The 16,997-nt window shown below is 66.8% G+C and carries 15 protein-coding genes; 9 read left to right on the plus strand and 6 right to left on the minus strand.

Annotation, left to right across the window (positions count from 1 at the left end; genetic code table 11):
* Positions 1-14: 14 nt before the first annotated feature.
* The 3 genes from ABIC90_RS04725 to ABIC90_RS04735 all read right to left on the minus strand — a co-directional run bounded on the left by ABIC90_RS04725 (position 15) and on the right by ABIC90_RS04735 (position 2,952).
* Positions 15-233 (minus strand): DUF350 domain-containing protein, encoded by a 219-nt coding sequence (locus tag ABIC90_RS04725; RefSeq protein ID WP_354352889.1) that lies wholly within the window; start codon positions 231-233, stop codon positions 15-17.
* A 45-nt stretch (positions 234-278) separates the two neighbouring features.
* A complete protein-coding gene (locus tag ABIC90_RS04730) occupies positions 279-1,766 on the minus strand; it encodes a DUF4178 domain-containing protein (RefSeq protein WP_354352890.1) in 1,488 nt (495 codons plus the stop codon).
* 133 nt (positions 1,767-1,899) lie between these two features.
* Positions 1,900-2,952, minus strand: coding sequence for an SPFH domain-containing protein (locus ABIC90_RS04735; protein WP_354352891.1), 1,053 nt, complete (start codon positions 2,950-2,952; stop codon positions 1,900-1,902).
* 176 nt (positions 2,953-3,128) lie between these two features.
* Here ABIC90_RS04735 and ABIC90_RS04740 point away from each other — a divergent pair, with 176 nt between their 5' ends.
* From ABIC90_RS04740 to ABIC90_RS04755, 4 genes are all read left to right on the plus strand, one after another.
* Positions 3,129-5,477 (plus strand): NADP-dependent malic enzyme, encoded by a 2,349-nt coding sequence (locus tag ABIC90_RS04740; protein WP_354352892.1) that lies wholly within the window; start codon positions 3,129-3,131, stop codon positions 5,475-5,477.
* 180 nt (positions 5,478-5,657) lie between these two features.
* Positions 5,658-6,071 (plus strand): ribonuclease domain-containing protein, encoded by a 414-nt coding sequence (locus ABIC90_RS04745; protein ID WP_354352893.1) that lies wholly within the window; start codon positions 5,658-5,660, stop codon positions 6,069-6,071.
* A 50-nt stretch (positions 6,072-6,121) separates the two neighbouring features.
* A complete protein-coding gene (locus tag ABIC90_RS04750) occupies positions 6,122-6,547 on the plus strand; it encodes a barstar family protein (RefSeq protein ID WP_086011111.1) in 426 nt (141 codons plus the stop codon).
* 77 nt (positions 6,548-6,624) lie between these two features.
* Positions 6,625-6,771, plus strand: coding sequence for a hypothetical protein (locus ABIC90_RS04755; protein WP_354352894.1), 147 nt, complete (start codon positions 6,625-6,627; stop codon positions 6,769-6,771).
* Between the two features lie 53 nt (positions 6,772-6,824).
* Here the strand turns inward: ABIC90_RS04755 and rsmA are convergent, their stop codons facing one another.
* From rsmA to ABIC90_RS04770, 3 genes are read right to left on the minus strand one after another with little or no spacing between them, the layout of a single operon-like run.
* Positions 6,825-7,586, minus strand: a complete 762-nt coding sequence (gene rsmA, locus ABIC90_RS04760; protein WP_354352896.1) for a 16S rRNA (adenine(1518)-N(6)/adenine(1519)-N(6))-dimethyltransferase RsmA — start codon at positions 7,584-7,586, stop codon at positions 6,825-6,827.
* Between the two features lie 4 nt (positions 7,587-7,590).
* Entirely contained in the window at positions 7,591-9,003 is a 1,413-nt protein-coding gene (locus tag ABIC90_RS04765) for a peptidylprolyl isomerase (RefSeq protein WP_354352897.1), read from the minus strand.
* Between the two features lie 21 nt (positions 9,004-9,024).
* The gene (locus ABIC90_RS04770; RefSeq protein ID WP_354352898.1) at positions 9,025-11,604 is read right to left on the minus strand and encodes an LPS-assembly protein LptD; all 2,580 of its coding nucleotides are present in this window, start codon (positions 11,602-11,604) and stop codon (positions 9,025-9,027) included.
* A 240-nt stretch (positions 11,605-11,844) separates the two neighbouring features.
* On the opposite strand from ABIC90_RS04770, the gene ABIC90_RS04775 reads away from it, so the two are divergent.
* From ABIC90_RS04775 to ABIC90_RS04795, 5 genes are all read left to right on the plus strand, one after another.
* Positions 11,845-12,942: an aminoglycoside phosphotransferase family protein gene (locus ABIC90_RS04775; protein WP_354352899.1), complete on the plus strand. Its 1,098-nt coding sequence runs from the start codon at positions 11,845-11,847 to the stop codon at positions 12,940-12,942.
* An 8-nt stretch (positions 12,943-12,950) separates the two neighbouring features.
* Entirely contained in the window at positions 12,951-13,697 is a 747-nt protein-coding gene (locus ABIC90_RS04780; RefSeq protein ID WP_354352900.1) for a 16S rRNA (uracil(1498)-N(3))-methyltransferase, read from the plus strand.
* Between the two features lie 98 nt (positions 13,698-13,795).
* The gene (locus ABIC90_RS04785) at positions 13,796-15,151 is read left to right on the plus strand and encodes a M20/M25/M40 family metallo-hydrolase (protein ID WP_354352902.1); all 1,356 of its coding nucleotides are present in this window, start codon (positions 13,796-13,798) and stop codon (positions 15,149-15,151) included.
* 101 nt (positions 15,152-15,252) lie between these two features.
* Positions 15,253-15,714: a YidB family protein gene (locus ABIC90_RS04790; RefSeq protein WP_354352903.1), complete on the plus strand. Its 462-nt coding sequence runs from the start codon at positions 15,253-15,255 to the stop codon at positions 15,712-15,714.
* A gap of 102 nt (positions 15,715-15,816) precedes the next feature.
* A complete protein-coding gene (locus ABIC90_RS04795; RefSeq protein ID WP_354352904.1) occupies positions 15,817-16,995 on the plus strand; it encodes an MFS transporter in 1,179 nt (392 codons plus the stop codon).
* Positions 16,996-16,997: the final 2 nt, after the last annotated feature.

The raw sequence follows: 16,997 nt of genomic DNA on the forward strand, positions 1-16,997 counted from the left end.
TGCCGCCTCTTCGTTCAATGGATTGCTGCGGCGACGATGACGCAGATGCCGAGGCTCATCGCGGCCACGACGAGGCCCAGCGCCACGTTCTGCTTCTCGACGATCTCGCCCCACAGGTCATAGGGCGTGATCTTGTCGATGATGAGGAAGCAGAGCCAGAAGATGAGCACGCCGATGAGCGCGTACACGAGCGATCCGAGGACCACGCCCGGTTTCAGCCATTCAAATCCCATGGGGACCTCCAGTCGTAGCAGTAAAAGACATCACGCGAATCTTGGTCATTTGTGGCCGCCGCCGCTCGAGTAGCCGCCGTACGAACCGCCCGAGCTGCGGTAGCCGCTCGACGAGCCGCCACGGCTGCTGCAGGTGCTCAGGATGATCAGCAGGACGATGATCACCACGATGATGAGGATGATGGTGCCGCAGCCCATGCCCGAGGCAGCGCTCACCGGCAGCGCGTCGCCGCGCTTGAACATGTCCTTCTTGGCGTCCAGCTTGAAGGCGGTGGCGACCACGCCGCTGTCGAGCTTGATGCCCGACGACCAGCTCAGTTCGTTGGCCGAGCGCTCCATCGACAGCAGCGCCGGGCCGTTGGCGAAGTCGCGGTTGAAGGTTTTCTGCCCGCGCTCGACCTGCCAGTAAAACTCGCCCGCCACGTAGGTGGTCTCGGCGTTGTAGGCGTACTGCTGCTGGTAGGACTTGCTCAGGTAGGTGGCGCTGCTGCCGTTCTCGGCCATCACCGGCGCGCCGGTGGTCGGCTTGACCATGCTCCAGCCGTCTTCGGCGTCCACCAGGAAGCTGAAACCGCGCTTCTTGTTGAAGAGCAGGTATTCGTCCCAGCCGAAGTGCTCGTCGTCGCCGGGCTCCACGCCCATGCGGTGCTGGAAGCCCACCACCTGCCACTGCGCACCCTGCAGCTGGCCCATGGCGCCCAAAGGAATGAGCGGGCGCACCGGCTCGCTTTGCTCGGCGTGCCGGAGCTCCCCGCCGATGCCCTGCGACAGGTCGATGATGCTGTTGCACGAGCGGCAGGTGATGCTCTTGCTGTCGGCCAGGTTGACGGTGACCGGCGAGCCGCAGTTCGGGCAGTTGAAGCTGCGTCCCTTTTCGTCCTTGGCCGATTCGTCGCGCAGGCCGCTGAGCTGCAGGTCTTCGAGCTGTACCGAGCGGCCGAGGTACGCGCTGGGCACGGCGGTGCCGTAGTCGATGCTGAGCACCAGCCCCTTGTCGTTGCGCAGCTCGACCATCGCGAACGGCCGGCCGAGCTCGGGCAGGTGCGGCAGCTCGCCCTGCGCGGAGGTGAGCGCGACCTGCTCGTTGGAGGTGACGGTGTAGCTCTGCCCGGCGAATGCGCTGGTGGCGCCCACGCGCAGGTCCACCGGCGGCGGCGCGACGCGCTGCAGGTCGAAAGGCAGCGCGAAGACATACGCACCGTTGTCCTCGCTGAGGATGCCGGTGCGGTCGCCATCGAGCGAGGCGATCCATTCGGTCCAGCGGCCGCCGGGGTAGGTGTACTGCAGCCGGCCGATCAGCGTGAAAGGCTTGTCCTGGATGCGGCCGGTGGCAAACAGCTGCAGCGGGCTGAAGTCGTCGAACAGCTCGGCCATCTTGCCGGTGCGCGCGAGCGTTTCGCCCTGGCGCACGACGGTGCTCTGGCAGTACGGGCAGACCGCGTGGGTCGATTGCGCCGAGCGGAATTCGACCGGTGCGCCGCAGCCGGGGCAGGGCGCGCGGTAGAAGCGTTGGTTGCCGGCTTGCTCAGCCATGGCAACCCATGGCAACGGCAACAGCAGCGGCTGCAGCTATGGGGAATGCCGTGGCACCGGCGCTGCCGGGCCACGGGCATTGCCCCCTGCAAGGGGGGAGGAAAAGCGACACGGAGTGCGCGAAGCCTGGGGGTTAGACCAGCTTCTTGAGCAGGTCGGCCTTCTTGGCGTCGAACTCTTCCTGCGTGAGGATGCCCTTGGTCTTGAGCTCGCCGAGCTTCTCGAGCGTGGCCATCACGTCGGCCGGACTCACCACGGCCACGGCGGGCTGGGAAGCTGCCGTGGTGGTGGCCGCGGCGGCTGCGTTCGGGCTCAGGCCCTGTGCGAGGTTCTGTGCCAGCACCTGGCCGAGCGCCACGCCGGCGCCCAGCCCCATGGCATCGCCCACGACACCGCCGCCGTTGGCCGCGCCTTCAGCGAACTTGGGGATCGCCTGCGCCGTCTGGTACTGCATGAACTTGCCCATGTCGTTGCCCACCATGCCCATGCCGATCTTCTGGTCGAGGATCTTCTGCAGCTCTTCGGGCAGCGAGACGTTCTGGACCGTGATGTTCTCGAGCTTGATGCCGATCTTCTCGAACTCGGGTACCAGCTGCGCCGCCAGGGCTTGCGCAAACTGGATCTGGTTGGCCGCAAGGTCCAGGAAGGGCACGCCGCTGGACGCGATGGCGTTGCTGATGTTCTGCAGCACCAGGCCGCGCAGCTGGCCGTCCAGGTCGGCCACGCTGTAGATGTCGCGCGTGCCGGAGATCTCGGTGTGGAACAGCTTGGCGTCGCCGATGCGGAAGCTGTAGTTGCCGAAGGCGCGCAGGCGCACGGCGCCGAAATCCTTGTCGCGGATGGTGATCGGCTGGGGCGTGCCCCATTTCTGGTCGACCTGCTGGCGGGTGCTGAAGAAGTAGACGTCGCTCTTGAAGGGGGACTCGAAGAGCTTGTCCCAGTTCTTCAGGTACGTGAGCACCGGCAGCGTCTGCGTCGTGAGCTTGTACATGCCGGGGCCGAACACGTCGGCCACCTTGCCTTCGTTGACGAAGACGGCCACCTGCGATTCGCGAACGGTGAGCGAGGCGCCGTTCTGGATTTCCATCTCCGCCATCGGAAACCGCCAGGCCAGCGTGCCATCGCCGGTCTCGGTCCACTGGATGATGTCGATGAACTGTTTCTTGATGAAATCCATCAGGGCCATGGTTGCTCCTCGTCGGTGTTGTCAGGCTTTTTTCCCAGCTGCGCATATTGCCACACGACCTTGACACAGGACCCGTGCTTTTGGTCATGGGCGCCACCGGCCATGCGGCGTATGGCTTTGCGACCGAGGTCTACAATCGGCGCCCCCAGAAGAAGCGCCACCAGGAGCTACGGCACATGTCAGATTCGACCCCCTCGACCTCATCGACTCCCACGCCCGAAGACAAGCGCGCAGAACTGCGCCGTGCCGCCCTCGAGTACCACGAGTTTCCCGTCCCCGGCAAGATCGCCATCGCGGCGACCAAGCAGATGGTCAACCAGCGCGACCTGTCGCTGGCCTACTCGCCCGGCGTGGCAGCCCCTTGCGAGGAAATCGTCAAGGACCCGCTGAACGCCTTCAAGTACACCTCGCGCGGCAACCTGGTGGGCGTCATTACCAACGGCACCGCGGTGCTGGGCCTGGGCGACATCGGCGCGCTGGCGTCCAAGCCGGTGATGGAAGGCAAGGGCGTTCTCTTCAAGAAGTTCGCCGGCGTCGATGTGTTCGACATCGAGATCGACGAGAAGGACCCGGCCAAGCTGGTGGAAATCATCGCTTCGCTGGAGCCCACCTTCGGCGCCATCAACCTCGAAGACATCAAGGCCCCGGACTGCTTCTACATCGAGCGCGAGCTGCGCAAGCGCATGAAGATCCCGGTGTTCCACGACGACCAGCACGGCACCGCCATCACGGTCGCGGCGGCCATGCTCAACGGCCTGAAGGTGGCCGGCAAGAACATCGCCGAGGTCAAGCTGGTCACCTCGGGCGCGGGCGCCGCGGCGCTGGCCTGCCTGAACCTGCTGCTCAAGGTGGGCCTCAAGCGCGAAAACGTGTTCGTCACCGACCTGGCCGGCGTGGTCTACGAAGGCCGCGAAGAGCTGATGGACGACGACAAGCGCCAGTACATGCAGAAGACCGACAAGCGCAAGCTCTCGGAAGTGATCGTGGGCGCCGACGTGTTCCTGGGCCTCTCGGCCGGCGGCGTGCTCAAGCCCGACATGGTGGCGAGCATGGCGGCCAAGCCGGTGATCTTCGCGCTCGCCAATCCCAACCCGGAGATCGCGCCCGAAGACGCGCACGCAGTGCGCCCCGACGTGATCATGGCCACCGGCCGCACCGACTACCCGAACCAGGTCAACAACGTCCTGTGCTTTCCGTACATCTTCCGTGGCGCGCTCGATTCGGGTGCCACCACGATCACCGACGAGATGGAAATCGCCGCGGTGCGGGCCATTGCCGAACTGGCGCAGGCCGAGCAGAGCGAGCGCGTCGCTGCCGCCTACGTCGGTGAAAAGCTGTCCTTCGGCCCCGAATACCTGATTCCGAAGCCCTTCGATCCGCGCCTGATGATGAAGATCGCGCCGGCGGTGGCCAAGGCCGCCGAGGAAAGCGGCGTGGCCATGCGTCCGATCAAGGACATGGACGCCTACCGCGACAAGCTGCAGAACTTCGTCTACGCCTCGGGCACGACGATGAAGCCGATCTTCGAAGCGGCCCGCCGCGCCTCCAAGAAGCGCGTGGCGTATTGCGAAGGCGAGGAAGAACGCGTGCTGCGCGCCGCGCAGATCGTGGTCGACGAAGGCATCGCCCGGCCCACGCTGATCGGCCGCCCGGCCATCATCGCGCAGCGCATCGAAAAATTCGGCCTGCGCCTGAAGGAAGAGCTGGACTACGACATCGTCAACGTCGAGCAGGACCACCGCTACCGCGACTTCTGGCAAACCTACCACCGCATGACCGAGCGCAAGGGCCAGACGGTGCAGACCGCCAAGATCGAGATGCGCCGCCGCCTCACGCTGATCGGCGCGATGCTGCTGCACAAGGACGAGGTGGACGGCATGATCTGCGGCACCTGGGGCACCACGCTGATCCATCTCCACTACATCGACCAGGTGATCGGCAAGCGCCCCGGCGGCTGCGAGAGCACCCCGCAGGACGTGCCGGTGTACGCCTGCATGAATGGCCTCCTCTTGCCAGACCGCCAGGTGTTCCTGGTCGACACGCACGTCAACTACGACCCCTCGCCCGAGGAACTGGCCGAGATCACCACGATGGCGGCCGAGGAAATGATGCGCTTCGGCCTGAAGCCCAAGGCGGCGTTGCTGTCGCATTCCAACTTCGGCACCAGCAACGAGCCCAGCGCCATCAAGATGCGCAAGACGCTCGACCTGCTGCGCGTGCAGGCGCCCTGGCTCGAAGTGGACGGCGAAATGCACGGCGACGTGGCGCTGGACAGCAAGCAGCGCGCGGTGGTCATGCCGCACAGCGCGCTGGCCGGCGATGCCAACCTGTTGGTTTTTCCAAACATCGACGCTGCCAATATTTCGTACAACCTGCTCAAAACTGCAGCAGGCGGCAACATCGCCATCGGCCCGGTGCTGCTCGGCGCGGCCAAACCTGTGCACATTCTCACGGCCAGCGCGACCGTTCGGCGCATCGTCAACATGACAGCCTTGACAGTGGCGGACGCAAACGCCGAGAGATAGGCGACTCAGCGAAAGTGGTCGCCAACTTAAAGCGCCACTTTCGCCCTTCCCGGCTGCTCAAACTTTGGGCAGTCGCTTGCTATTTTCGCCAGCGTGGTGCACACTCGCGGGCTTGAATTTGCGGGTTAACCCCGAGGTTGAGCGCAATTCGAACCCCCCGCTCTTTTCTTTTGGTGTCCCATGGCGGCTTACGCCTCGATCACGTCCTCTGTCTCAAAGTTTGCGCTCACCAGCCTGATGCTGCTGGCGTTGACGACCGGGGCCGAGGCTCGCGGATGGTTCGGCGCCGGAAAAACGTCCGCTGACGAATCCATTGCACTGACCGAGTTGCCGGTCCAGGGCCAGCGGACCTACGAGGCCATCCTCAACGGTGGCCCTTTCCGCTACGAAAAGGACGGCTCTGTATTTGGCAATCGCGAGCGTCTCCTGCCACCGGCACGACGCGGCCACTATCGCGAGTACACAGTGACCACGCCAGGCTCGCGCAACCGCGGTGCCCGGCGGATCGTCTGCGGTGGCGAGCAGCGCACGACGCCCGAGGCCTGCTGGTACACGGCAGACCACTATGCAAGTTTCAGACGGATTGCGCCATGAGCGATGACAACGACCTGGGTGGCGCCCCGAAGCGCCCCGAAGAAATGATGATGACTATGGAAAGACCAGCGGAGATGACCTTATCCCTTCGTGCCGTACGCCCGAACATCGTGCAATCGATCCGCGCGTTCCGCGTGAACGACCTGCAGGACGCTGCCAACGCAGCCGGCCAGCACTTCCTGTACGCCAACCTGGGCAACGCCCAGACCAAGCAGGACGTGCTCGACCTGATCGCGCAGCAGTTCACGTTCCCGGCCCACTTCGGGAAGAACTTCGACGCGCTGTACGACTGCATGACCGACCCGTTGCATAAATCGGGCCCGCAGCCCGGTTTCGTCATCGTGCTCGAGCAGATTCCGGCCAACGCCAAGTTCGACAAGGAAGCGCGCGAGCAGCTGCTCGACATCTTCCGGGACGCCTCGGATTACTGGGGCGACCGCAAGGTGCCCTTCCGGTGCTTCTATTCTTTTCTGTAGCCCGTTCTGCATCTACCAGCCAAGCAGAACGGGCGAACGAGGCTCAGCCCAACGCTGAAACCCTCGATGGCATCGAAGTGAACTCCAACGCCGCCGCAACGGCCGCCGCCAGCACCGAGCCGGCCGGCGAAAAAATGCCGACCGACAAACTGGTCGACGTGTCGCCCCTGGCGCTGCGCATGAGCAGCCCCTTCAACGCGGGGTACTGGCTGGCCGCCGCGTAACTGCAGCGATTCGCTAGCCTCCAAAAAAAATGCCCGTCGACGACGGGCATTTTTCATGGGGGAACGGCCTGGGCCAGTGCGACGTATTCGGCCACCGGCACCTCTTCGGCGCGCCGCTGGGGATCGAACGCCCCCTCGAATCCGTGTTCGTCCAGCCATTTGCCCAGCGTGTGCCGCAGGATCTTGCGGCGCTGGCTGAAGGCCACCTGCACGATCTCGCCCAGGCGCCTGGCGTCGACCACCGGCGGCTGCGCCAGCGGCACCATCCGCACCACGGCGCTGTCCACGCGCGGCGGCGGATCGAAGCTCTCGGGCGGCACGAACAGCACGTTCTGCATCTCGTAGCGCCACTGCAGCATCACGCTCAGGCGGCTGTAGTCCGAGGTGGCGGGTTTCGCCACCATGCGGTCGATCACTTCCTTTTGCAGCATGAAGTGCTGGTCCGCGATCAGGTGGGCAAAGTCCAGCAGGTGAAACAGGATCGGCGTCGAGATGTTGTAGGGCAGGTTGCCGACCACGCGCAGCGGCGTCGGCGCCCTGGCGGCGAGCTCGGCAAAGTCCACCTTCAGCACATCGGACTCGATCACGTCCAGCTGCGGATGGTCGCGCAGGCGCTTGGCCAGGTCGCGATCGAGTTCGATGACGGTCAGGCGGCCCAGCCGCTCGACCAGCGGCTGCGTCAGCGCCGCGAGGCCCGGCCCGATCTCGACCATCGCATCGCCGGGCTGCGGCGCGATCTCGTGCACGATCGCATCGATGATTCCGCCGTCGGACAGGAAGTGCTGTCCGAACCGCTTCCTGGCGATGTGTGCCATCGGATCAGGACTGCGGCGGGTCGCGGTACTCGACGTAGGCGCGCGCGCGCACTTCCTGCGCCCAGGTGGTGAAGGCTTCCTCGACGCGCTGCTCACGAAGCACGTTGCGCGCCGCCTCGCGCTGCTCCGACTGGCTCAGCTTGGCATCGCGACGGCCCACCACCTGGATCAGGTGCACGCCGAAACGCGAGACGACGGGATCCGAGATCTGGCCCGGCGCGAGCCGGTCCATGGCTTCCTCGAATTCGGGAACGAACTGGCCTGGGCGCGACCAGCCGAGGTCGCCGCCTTCCTTGGCGCTGGCGTCCTGCGAGTTGTCGCGGGCGAGGCCGGCGAAGTCGGCCGTGCCGGCTTGCACGCGGCGCTTGAATTCGGCCAGCTGCGCCACCGCCTGCGCCGTGGTGCGCTTGGGATCGTTGAGCAGCAGGATGTGGCGAACCTGGGTCTGGGTGACGGTCGCGTCCATCGAGCCGAGCTGGGACTTGGCCAGCACCTTGAGCACATGGAAACCGGCACCCGAGCGGATCGGCCCGGCAATGCCGTTCACCGCCGTCGACTGCACGGCGTCGACGAACAGCGGCGGATAGCGGTCGGCCGTGCGCATGCCGACCGCACCGCCGTTGGCGCGGTCCGGCGAATCGGAGTTCTCCCGCACGAGCTTGGCGAAATCTTCACCGCCGCGGGCGCGCTCGAAGAGGCCCTGGGCCTTTTTCTGCGCGGCGGCAATCTGCGCCTCGGTGGCGTTCTCGGGCACGGCCACCAGGATCTGCGCGAGGTTCAGGTTCTCCAGCGCCGCATTCTTGACGGTGGTGTTGCGCTGGTCGCGCAGGTACTCGTCGGCCTCGGTGTCGGTGATCTTGACCTTCGACTCGACCTCGCGGTCCCGCAGGCGGGTCAGCAGCAACTGGTCGCGCAGGTCGTTGCGGAACTCCTGCTGCGCGATGCCCTCGGCGGCCACGCGGCGGCGCAGCTCGACCAGGCTGATCTCGTTCTGGCGGGCCACGGTCTGCTCGGCCTGGTCGATCGCCACTTCATCGACCTTGATGCCGTTTTCCTTGGCCAGCTGAAGCTGGGCGCGTTCGGAGATCAGCCGCTCCAGCACCAGCCGCGTGAGCTCGGGGCGCGGCACGCGCTCGGCGTCGGGGTTTTCCTTGAGCAGCCGCGTCACGCGCGACTGCACTTCGGTGTTGGTGATCGGCTCGGAATTGACCAGCGCGACGATGTATTCCGCCGCCCGCTGCACGGGTGCCGCGGGCGCCGCAGCCGGGGCGCGCTGCTGCACGGGCGGGGGCCCCAGGCGCGGACCGGCGCGCATGATGTCCGTGATGCCGCTGCCAGAGCGAAAGCCCTGCGCACCCGACGTTGCAGCCATTGCCGCGAGGCAGCCCAGGGTGATGATGGAACGGATGTGTTTCATGGCGTTGCTCTGTCAGTCGTCTCAGTCGTAGTTGGTGAAGCGGCTCGGTGCTTCGCCCGGTTGGCGCAAGGGTTCGTAGCGCTGGATGTTCTGCCGCAACGTCTGCATGGGGCTGGACCCGATGCTGGAGAAGCCGACAAATTCGAGCTGGAACATGATGCGGGTGTTGGCCGTCACCTGGCCGGTGGTGATGCGCTGCAGCACCACGCGGCCGATCCAGCAGCAGCCGTCGTACTCGAAGCCGAGTACGCCGTCCGTGAGTTTCTTGTCCTGCAGGTCGTAGTTGAGGCGGCCGACCGCATACCAGCGCCCGCCGCCCTGGCCCTTGCCGGGACCCAGGTTCTTGCCCTTGTCGCCCCACAGGTCGTTGAGCGGCCATTGCCAGCCCACGTCGATCGACTTGTTGCCGTCGGTGGCCGTCGGCGTGCTCGGTGCCTGGTAGCGGAATGCGGCGCTGAGGTTGTGGTACGGCTCAGGGTTGTAGCGGGCGCTCAGGGCCGAGCGGGTCGACTTGCGCGTGTCGGGGTTGTACTGGACGACGGCGTCCGTGCTCCACTTGGGCGTCCAGTTGATCTGGCCGCCGACGAGGAAGTCGCTCGCGCGGTCGGTCACCGGCACACCGCCGGGCAGCGTGACCTTCTGGTCGGCAAAGCGCAGCCGCTGCGCGATGCCGATGCGCGCCGCTTCGATGCCGGTGGCGGGGTCGATCAGGCGGGAACTCACGCCGAAGGTGAGCGCGTTGGTGTCCGAGATGCGGTCGTTGCCCGAGAAGGCGTTCTCGGTGTAGATGGTCGCAAAGCTGAAATCGTTGGCGGCCGAGTCATAGTTCGGCAGCATGCTCTGGTCGCGGTACGGCGTGTAGACGTAGTAGGCCCGCGGCTCCAGCGTCTGGCGGAAGGCGCGGCCGAAATAGCTGGCGTCGCGCTCGAAGATCAGGCCGCTGTCCAGGCTGAAGGTCGGCACCGTCCGGTTGGACGAGGTCCCGAAGAAGTACAGCGAACTCTGGTTGTAGGGCACGCCGTTGACGTACTCGATCCCGTTGATCGTGAGCTTCGGAATGTTCGACTGCGGCAGGTAGTAGTTGTAGGCCGCCGTGTTCACCTGCAGCTTCGGAATGACGAAGGAACTCGGCGTGATGAACGGCCGGCTGATCGCGGCATTGGCGAACACGCGATCGCCGTCGGGCTGCGACTGCTGGACGGCGTCGAAACCCGGCTGGCCGCTCAGGATCGTGTTGACCCGAAAGCGCGTGTAGTCCAGGTTGAGCGAAACGTCGAAGCCGTGCCAGTCGTACTTGTTGTAGTTGGCGGTGATCTGCGGCATGCGGTCGTACGACGGCACGATCGGCGACAGGTTGTACTGCAGCGTCTGGTAGCGCAGCGTGCGGATGCCGCCGCTCCAGTCGCCCTTGGTCCAGTTGAGCGAGGCTTCGTTCGGCAGCTGGCGCTGCGCCAGCGTCGGCGTGCGCGTGAAGTCGCGCCAGTAATCGTTGTCGCTGACGCGATTGATGTTGAAGGCAGCGGTCAGCGAATCCAGGCCGAGCGCCTTGGCGTCGAATTCCTGGGTGTGGCTTGCCCAGATGCCCCAGCGCTTGCTGCTGCCCGGTGGCGCGGTCAGGTCCTTGGCCTGGATTTCTCCATTGGCCAGCTGCTGGAGCTGCGATGTGCGCAGCTCGTTGTAGCGCTGGCCCACCAGGCGGTCGCTGCCCATCAGGTCGAGCCGCACGCTGCCGCTGTAGCCTTTTTCCAGATACCGGAATTCGCTGCCCAGGTTCAGGCCGCGCTTGCTCATGATCGTGGGAGTGATCGTGGCGTCGCGGTTGGGGGCGATGTTCCAGTAGTACGGCTGGGAGATCTCCATGCCGTTGGTGTTGTCCAGGCCGACCGTGGGCGGCAGCAGGCCGCTCTTGCGCGCGTTGGACAGCGGAAAGCTCACGCTGGGAATCGGCGGCGTGCTGATGCCCATGAAACTCAGGCGCGCGTTGGTGGCCACGCCCTCGTTTTCCTCGGTGTCGGTGGTGATCGTGGCCGCGGACAGCATCCACGCCGGCATCCAGCCCGGGAAGTCTTCGCGGCGGCAGGTGGTGTAGGTGGCGCGCCGCGCGACCGACACGTTGGAGTCGACGAAATCGATGCGCTCGGCATCGCCGTGCCCGCCGTTCGCCAGGAAGCGATAGCGCACGTTGTTGAAGAAGCCTTCGAAGGTCTCGAGCTTGAGTTGCAGCTCGGGGCCTTCGTACACGTTGCCGGACTGGTTGACCCGCACGTTGCCCGTGGCCTTCATCCGATCGTCGGGCTGGTAGTACTCGAGCCGGTCGGCGGTGATGGCAACCGGCCCGCGGCGCAGCGTGGCGTTGCCTTCGACCACGGTTTCCAGATCGGGGCGGCCGGACATGCGGTCGCCGGTGATCAGGCTGGGCAGCTGGCCGCGGTCGGTGGGCGGCACGATTTCGGTGAGCAGCGGCGTGCGCTTGAGCGTCAGGGGGCCGTCCAGGCCGCCGGCCGGCTGCGCGGAAGCGCCGTGCGCATGAAGCAGCGCCAGCGACAGCATGGCCAGCGGCAGCGGCGGGCGGGTGCGCCGCAGGGCAACACGTCGGCTCATCAGGCCTCCCGCCAGGCCGTTCCGAGGAAAGCCCGCGGCTCCCCCGAGGAGAGCAGCGAGCGCACAAGGTGCCAAGCGTGAGGGCTTTGGGTCGTAGGCATCGGTTCGGAACGAAAGATCGTCGGGGAGACGGCGCGGCAGGCCGGCGGGTTGCAGGGGCCGGCGGCAACTTCCCTCGGTTCGGTCTGTGGCCGGCCGGAGGGGTTGCCGCGCCAGGCGGATTTGTAGAATCGATTATCCATGACAGCACCCCCGACCCCGGCCTCATCGGCCCCAAGCCCCGCCGAGGCCATCCTCTGGACTGATCCGCAACGCGCCGAAGGGTTCCGGGCCTGGCTGCAAGGCATCGCCGCCGCCCACCATCTGCTGCCCGATACGGTGCGGCTCGCCTCGGCCGATGCGAGCTTCAGACGCTACTTCCGCGTCGACACCACCATTCCCGCCGCCCCCACGCGCATCGTGATGGACGCCCCGCCGGACAAGGAAAACAGCGAGCCCTTCGTGCAGGTGGCCAGGCTCATGGCCGAAGCCGGCGTGACCGCCCCGCAGGTGCTCGAATGGGACCGCCCGAACGGCTTCCTGCTGCTGGACGACCTGGGCCGCCAGACCATGCTCGACGTGATCGACCCGGCCAGGCCCGATGCCAGCCGCCCGCTCTACGACCAGGCCATCGACGCGCTCATCCGCTGGCAACTGGCCTCCAGACCCGGCGTGCTGCCGCCCTACGACCGGGCGCTGCTGGAGCGCGAACTCGCGCTCTTTCCCGAGTGGTACATCGGCCGCCACCGCGGCGTGGCCATCGAGGGCAAGCTCAAGGAGCGGCTGGAGCGCAGCTTCAAGCTGATCGTCGAGAGCAACCTGGCCTCGCCCAGCGTCTACGTGCACCGCGACTTCATGCCCCGAAATCTCATGGTCGGCGGCGGCGCGTCGCTCGGCGTGCTCGATTTCCAGGACGCGGTCTACGGCCCCATCACCTACGACATCGCCAGCCTGATGCGCGACGCCTTCCTCAGCTGGGACGAGGAGTTCGTGCTCGACGTCACCGTGCGCTACTGGCAGGCGGCGCGCAAGGCCGGGCTGCCGGTCGACGAGGATTTCGGCGCCTTCTACCGCGCGGTCGAATGGATGGGCCTGCAGCGCCACCTGAAGGTCGCCGGCATCTTCGCGCGCCTCACGCTGCGCGACGGCAAGCCCCGCTACCTGGCCGACACGCCGCGCTTCATCGCCTACATCCGCAGCACCGCCAGCCGCTACATGGAGCTGACGCCGCTGGTGCGCGTGATCGACGAGGTCGAGGGCAGCACGGCGGTCACCGGCTTCGCCTACGGCCGGGTCTGAAGCACCGCATGCCCCGCTTCCACTGTTCCGTGCCGCTGAGCGCCGGCGCCGGCCTGTCGCTGCCGCCGGGCGCCGCGCGCCATGTGCAGGTGCTGCGCATGCAACCGGGCGACGCACTCACGCTGTTCGACGGTTCCGGCGGCGAGTACGCGGCCACGGTCGAGCGCATGGGCCGCAGCGATGTCTCGGTGATCGTCGGCGAGCACCAGCCGGTCGAGCGCGAGGCGACGCGCGCGGTGCACCTGGCCGTCGGCATGCCGGCCAACGAGCGCATGGACTGGCTGGTCGAGAAGGCCACCGAACTGGGCGTGGCGAGCATCCAGCCGCTGGCCACGGCGCACGGAGTGCTGCGGCTGGCGGGCGAGCGCGCCGAAAAGAAACGCGCGCACTGGGAAGCCATCGCCATCGCGGCCTGCGAGCAGTGCGGGCGCAACCGCGTGCCGGTGATTCATCCGGTCCGATCGCTTTCGGGCAACGCGGGGTGGCTCGACGCACAAGGCGCCGACGACGCGGACGCGATGGCGCGCTTCGTCCTGAGCCTGGCTGAGGGCACCCGCGACATCGCCGCCGCCGTCCAGGCGCACGCCACGGGCCACCGGGCCGTGCGCGTGCTGAGCGGCCCCGAAGGCGGCCTGAGCAGCACCGAAGAGCAGGAAGCCATCGCGCGCGGCTTTGCGCCGGTCACCCTCGGGCTGCGCGTGCTGCGGGCCGAAACCGCGGCACTGGCCGCACTGGTGTCGCTGGGCAGCCCTTAGCCCCGGTGGGTGTTTTCCGCGAGGCGCGCGCGCAGGGGCTGCGGAACAATGGCTGCTTCATCCGTTGTTCGTCACGCTCCTTGAAGGACCTCCCGCCCATGCCTCGTTCGCCACGCGCGCTCCGCCTCGCCCCCCTTGTTCTTGCCGCGCTGTGCGTCGTGCATGTCGCCCACGCCCAGAGCCCGGCCGTCGCGCCCACGCCCGCGCAGGTGAGCCCCGACGTCGACAAGGCCTACACCCAGCTGCTGGCCGCGCCCGCCATCCAGAAGCTGATGGACGCCGTCAAGGCCGACCATGAGCGCTCGATCGAAGACCTGAAGATGCTGACCGAGATCGAAGCGCCGCCCTTCAAGGAACAGAAGCGCGCCGAGGCCTTCCTCGCGCGCATGAAGGCCCTGGGCCTTGCGGACGCGAAGATCGACGCCGAAGGCAACGTGGTCGGCCTGCGCAAGGGCACGGGCAACGGCCCCAAGCTCCTGATCTCCGCCCACCTGGACACCGTGTTCCCCGCCGGCACCGACGTGAAGGTGAAGGAGCGCGACGGCAAGCTGCACGCACCCGGCATCGGCGACGACACGCGCGGCCTCTCGGTGCTGCTGTCGTGGCTCAAGGTGCTCAACGACAACAAGGTACAGACGGTGGGCGACCTCCTGATCGTCGGCAATGTGGGCGAGGAAGAGCTGGGCAACCTGCGCGGTATGAAGGCGATCTTTCGCGACCATCTGGACATCGACGGCATGGTGGGCCTGGAGCCCTCGCCCGACGGCAACGTGCTGGTGCTGGGCACCGCGAGCCACCGCTACGAGGTCACTTTCAAGGGGCCGGGCGGCCACAGCTTCGGTGCCTTCGGCCAGGTGCCCAGCGCGATCCACGGCATGGGCCGGGCGATCGCCAAGATCGCGGAGGTCCGCACGCCCAGCTTCCCCAAGACCACCTTCACCGTCGGCACCGTGGGCGGCGGCACCTCGGTCAACACCATCGCGCCCGACGCGCGCATGGCGGTGGACATCCGCTCGGACGACATGGCCTCGCTGCTGGAAACCGAGAAAAAGATCCTCGCGGCCATCGATGAAGCGGTGGCCGAGGAAAACAAGCGCTGGAACGTCACCACGCTGAGCGTGAGCAACAAACTCATCGGCGACCGGCCGGGCGGACGCACGCCGCCCGACTCGGTGATCGTCGAGGCCGCCATTCGCGCCAACAGCGCCTTCGGCCACAAGACGCTGCTGCGCGGCGGCAGCACCGACGCCAACGTGCCGATGTCCTACGGCATCCCGGCGATCATCATCGGCGGCGGCGGCAAGGCCACGGGCTTTCATGCGCTGAGCGAGGCGATCGACGTGACAGATGCATGGAAGGGCGCGCAGAATTCGCTGGTGACGGTGCTTGGACTCGTCGGTGTGCAGGGGGTAAGCCCCGCGTTGCTGCCCAAACGCCCGGCACGCACCAAGTAATTTGTCACGTTGCAAGTTCGAAAGTCGGCCTGCCGCTTTCGCCTTGCGGTCCGCCCTGCCGGAAAATGCGGGCGGTTCTGTCACACACCAAGGAAACGGCCATGGGATTGCTCGACTCTGTACTCGGTCAGGTTTTGGGAGGCGCTGCGCAACAGCAGCAACCGCAAGGCGGAGGCATGGGGGGATTGGGAGATCTGGGCGGCCTGGCCGGCGCACTGGGCGGCCTGCTTGCCAACAACGGCGCCCAGGGCGGCCTCGGCGGCCTGGTCTCCAAGTTCGAACAAGCCGGCATGGGCGACGTGATCGGCTCGTGGATCGGCAAGGGAGACAACCAGCCGGTCTCGGGCGATCAACTGCAAAACGCACTGGGCAGCGACACCATCGCCAGCATTGCAGCCAAGCTCGGCATCAATGCGCAGATGCTGCTGCCGATGCTGGCCACCATGCTGCCGGCGCTCATCGACCAGCTCACGCCGCAAGGCAAGGTGCCCGAGCAGGGGCTGGGCAACCAGGAAGACCTGCTGGGTTCGCTCAGCGGCCTGCTGCAAGGCAAGCAGTCCTGACCCGCCGAACTGCTGCATCCATCATTCCAGCGCCCGCGAGGGCGCTTTTTTTTGGCCGGCTTCAGGTGGCGCCTGGTCGGCAAATCCCGTAGAAGCCTTGTCATGAACCGCAACCTTTGGCTGCTCGCCATCTGTCAGGGCCTGTTCCTGACCAACAACGTCACCTTCATCGCCATCAACGGACTCGTGGGCCTCGGCCTCGCGCCGCATGGCTGGATGGCGACGCTCCCGGTCATGGGCTATGTGGTGGGCGGCGCGCTCACCACCGGGCTGGTGGCGCGCACGCAGCAGCGCTTCGGCCGCCGCGGGTCGTTCCAGATCGGGCTGGCGGTGGCGCTGGGGGCGGCGCTGTTGTGCGCGTTCGCGGCGATCTCCAGGAACTTCTGGCTGCTGTGCTTCGCGACGGTGGTGGCCGGCTACTACAACGCTAACGCGGGGCTCTACCGTTTCGCGGCGGCCGAGCTCGCGGCGCCGGCATGGCGGGAGAAGGCGGTCTCGCTGGTGATGGCGGGCGGACTCATCGGCGCGGTGGCGGGGCCCAACCTCGCCTCCGCCACGCGCGAGCTCTTTGCCGTGCCATTCGCGGGCGCCTACATCGCGCTGGCGGCGGTGGCGCTGCTGTCGATGGCGGTGATGCGCTTCATCGAATTCCCGGCCACGCTGACGCGGCAGCAGGCGCTGGGCGGGCGGCCCCTGGCCGAGATCATGCGGCAGCCGGTGTTCATCGTCGCCGCGGCCGCCGGCGCGCTGGGCTACGGCGTGATGAACCTGCTGATGGCCGCCACGCCCATCGCGATGCAGATCTGCAGCCTGCCTTTTTCCGACGCCGCGCTGGTGCTCGAATGGCATGTGATCGGCATGTTCGCGCCGGGCTTCTTCACCGGCCACCTGATCCGCCGCTTCGGCGCGCTGCCGGTGATGGGCGTCGGGCTGGCGCTCAACTTCGGCTGCATTTTGGTCGCGCTGTCGGGGGTGGAACTGCAGCACTTCCTCGTGGCGCTGTGCCTCCTGGGCGTGGGCTGGAATTTCCTGTTCACCGGGAGCACGACGCTCTCGCTCGCGGCCTACACCGCGCAAGAGCGCGACCGCGCACAGGGCGCGCTCAACTTCTGCGTGTTCGCGACGCTGGCACTGACCTCGTTCGCCTCGGGTGTGCTGGTGACGACGCAGGGCTGGCAGCTGCTGAACTACGGCTCGCTGGTGCCGGTGGCGCTCACGGGCGGCGCGCTGCTGTGGCTCGCACGAACGCGGCGGCACAAGGCGGTCGCCGCCGAAAGCTGAAC

Source organism: Variovorax boronicumulans, assembly GCF_040544675.1.
GTDB classification, from domain to species: Bacteria; Pseudomonadota; Gammaproteobacteria; order Burkholderiales; family Burkholderiaceae_C; genus Variovorax; species Variovorax boronicumulans_D.

Excerpts from the sequence above, each read along its gene's own strand:
- ABIC90_RS04725 (WP_354352889.1), bottom strand. The coding sequence starts at position 233 with ATGGGATTTGAATGGCTGAAACCGGGCGTGGTCCTCGGATCGCTCGTG.
- ABIC90_RS04730 (WP_354352890.1), bottom strand. The coding sequence starts at position 1,766 with ATGGCTGAGCAAGCCGGCAACCAACGCTTCTACCGCGCGCCCTGCCCC.
- ABIC90_RS04735 (WP_354352891.1), bottom strand. The coding sequence starts at position 2,952 with ATGGCCCTGATGGATTTCATCAAGAAACAGTTCATCGACATCATCCAG.
- ABIC90_RS04740 (WP_354352892.1), top strand. The coding sequence starts at position 3,129 with ATGTCAGATTCGACCCCCTCGACCTCATCGACTCCCACGCCCGAAGAC.
- ABIC90_RS04745 (WP_354352893.1), top strand. The coding sequence starts at position 5,658 with ATGGCGGCTTACGCCTCGATCACGTCCTCTGTCTCAAAGTTTGCGCTC.
- ABIC90_RS04750 (WP_086011111.1), top strand. The coding sequence starts at position 6,122 with ATGACTATGGAAAGACCAGCGGAGATGACCTTATCCCTTCGTGCCGTA.
- rsmA (WP_354352896.1), bottom strand. The coding sequence starts at position 7,586 with ATGGCACACATCGCCAGGAAGCGGTTCGGACAGCACTTCCTGTCCGAC.
- ABIC90_RS04765 (WP_354352897.1), bottom strand. The coding sequence starts at position 9,003 with ATGAAACACATCCGTTCCATCATCACCCTGGGCTGCCTCGCGGCAATG.
- ABIC90_RS04770 (WP_354352898.1), bottom strand. The coding sequence starts at position 11,604 with ATGAGCCGACGTGTTGCCCTGCGGCGCACCCGCCCGCCGCTGCCGCTG.
- ABIC90_RS04775 (WP_354352899.1), top strand. The coding sequence starts at position 11,845 with ATGACAGCACCCCCGACCCCGGCCTCATCGGCCCCAAGCCCCGCCGAG.
- ABIC90_RS04780 (WP_354352900.1), top strand. The coding sequence starts at position 12,951 with ATGCCCCGCTTCCACTGTTCCGTGCCGCTGAGCGCCGGCGCCGGCCTG.
- ABIC90_RS04785 (WP_354352902.1), top strand. The coding sequence starts at position 13,796 with ATGCCTCGTTCGCCACGCGCGCTCCGCCTCGCCCCCCTTGTTCTTGCC.
- ABIC90_RS04790 (WP_354352903.1), top strand. The coding sequence starts at position 15,253 with ATGGGATTGCTCGACTCTGTACTCGGTCAGGTTTTGGGAGGCGCTGCG.
- ABIC90_RS04795 (WP_354352904.1), top strand. The coding sequence starts at position 15,817 with ATGAACCGCAACCTTTGGCTGCTCGCCATCTGTCAGGGCCTGTTCCTG.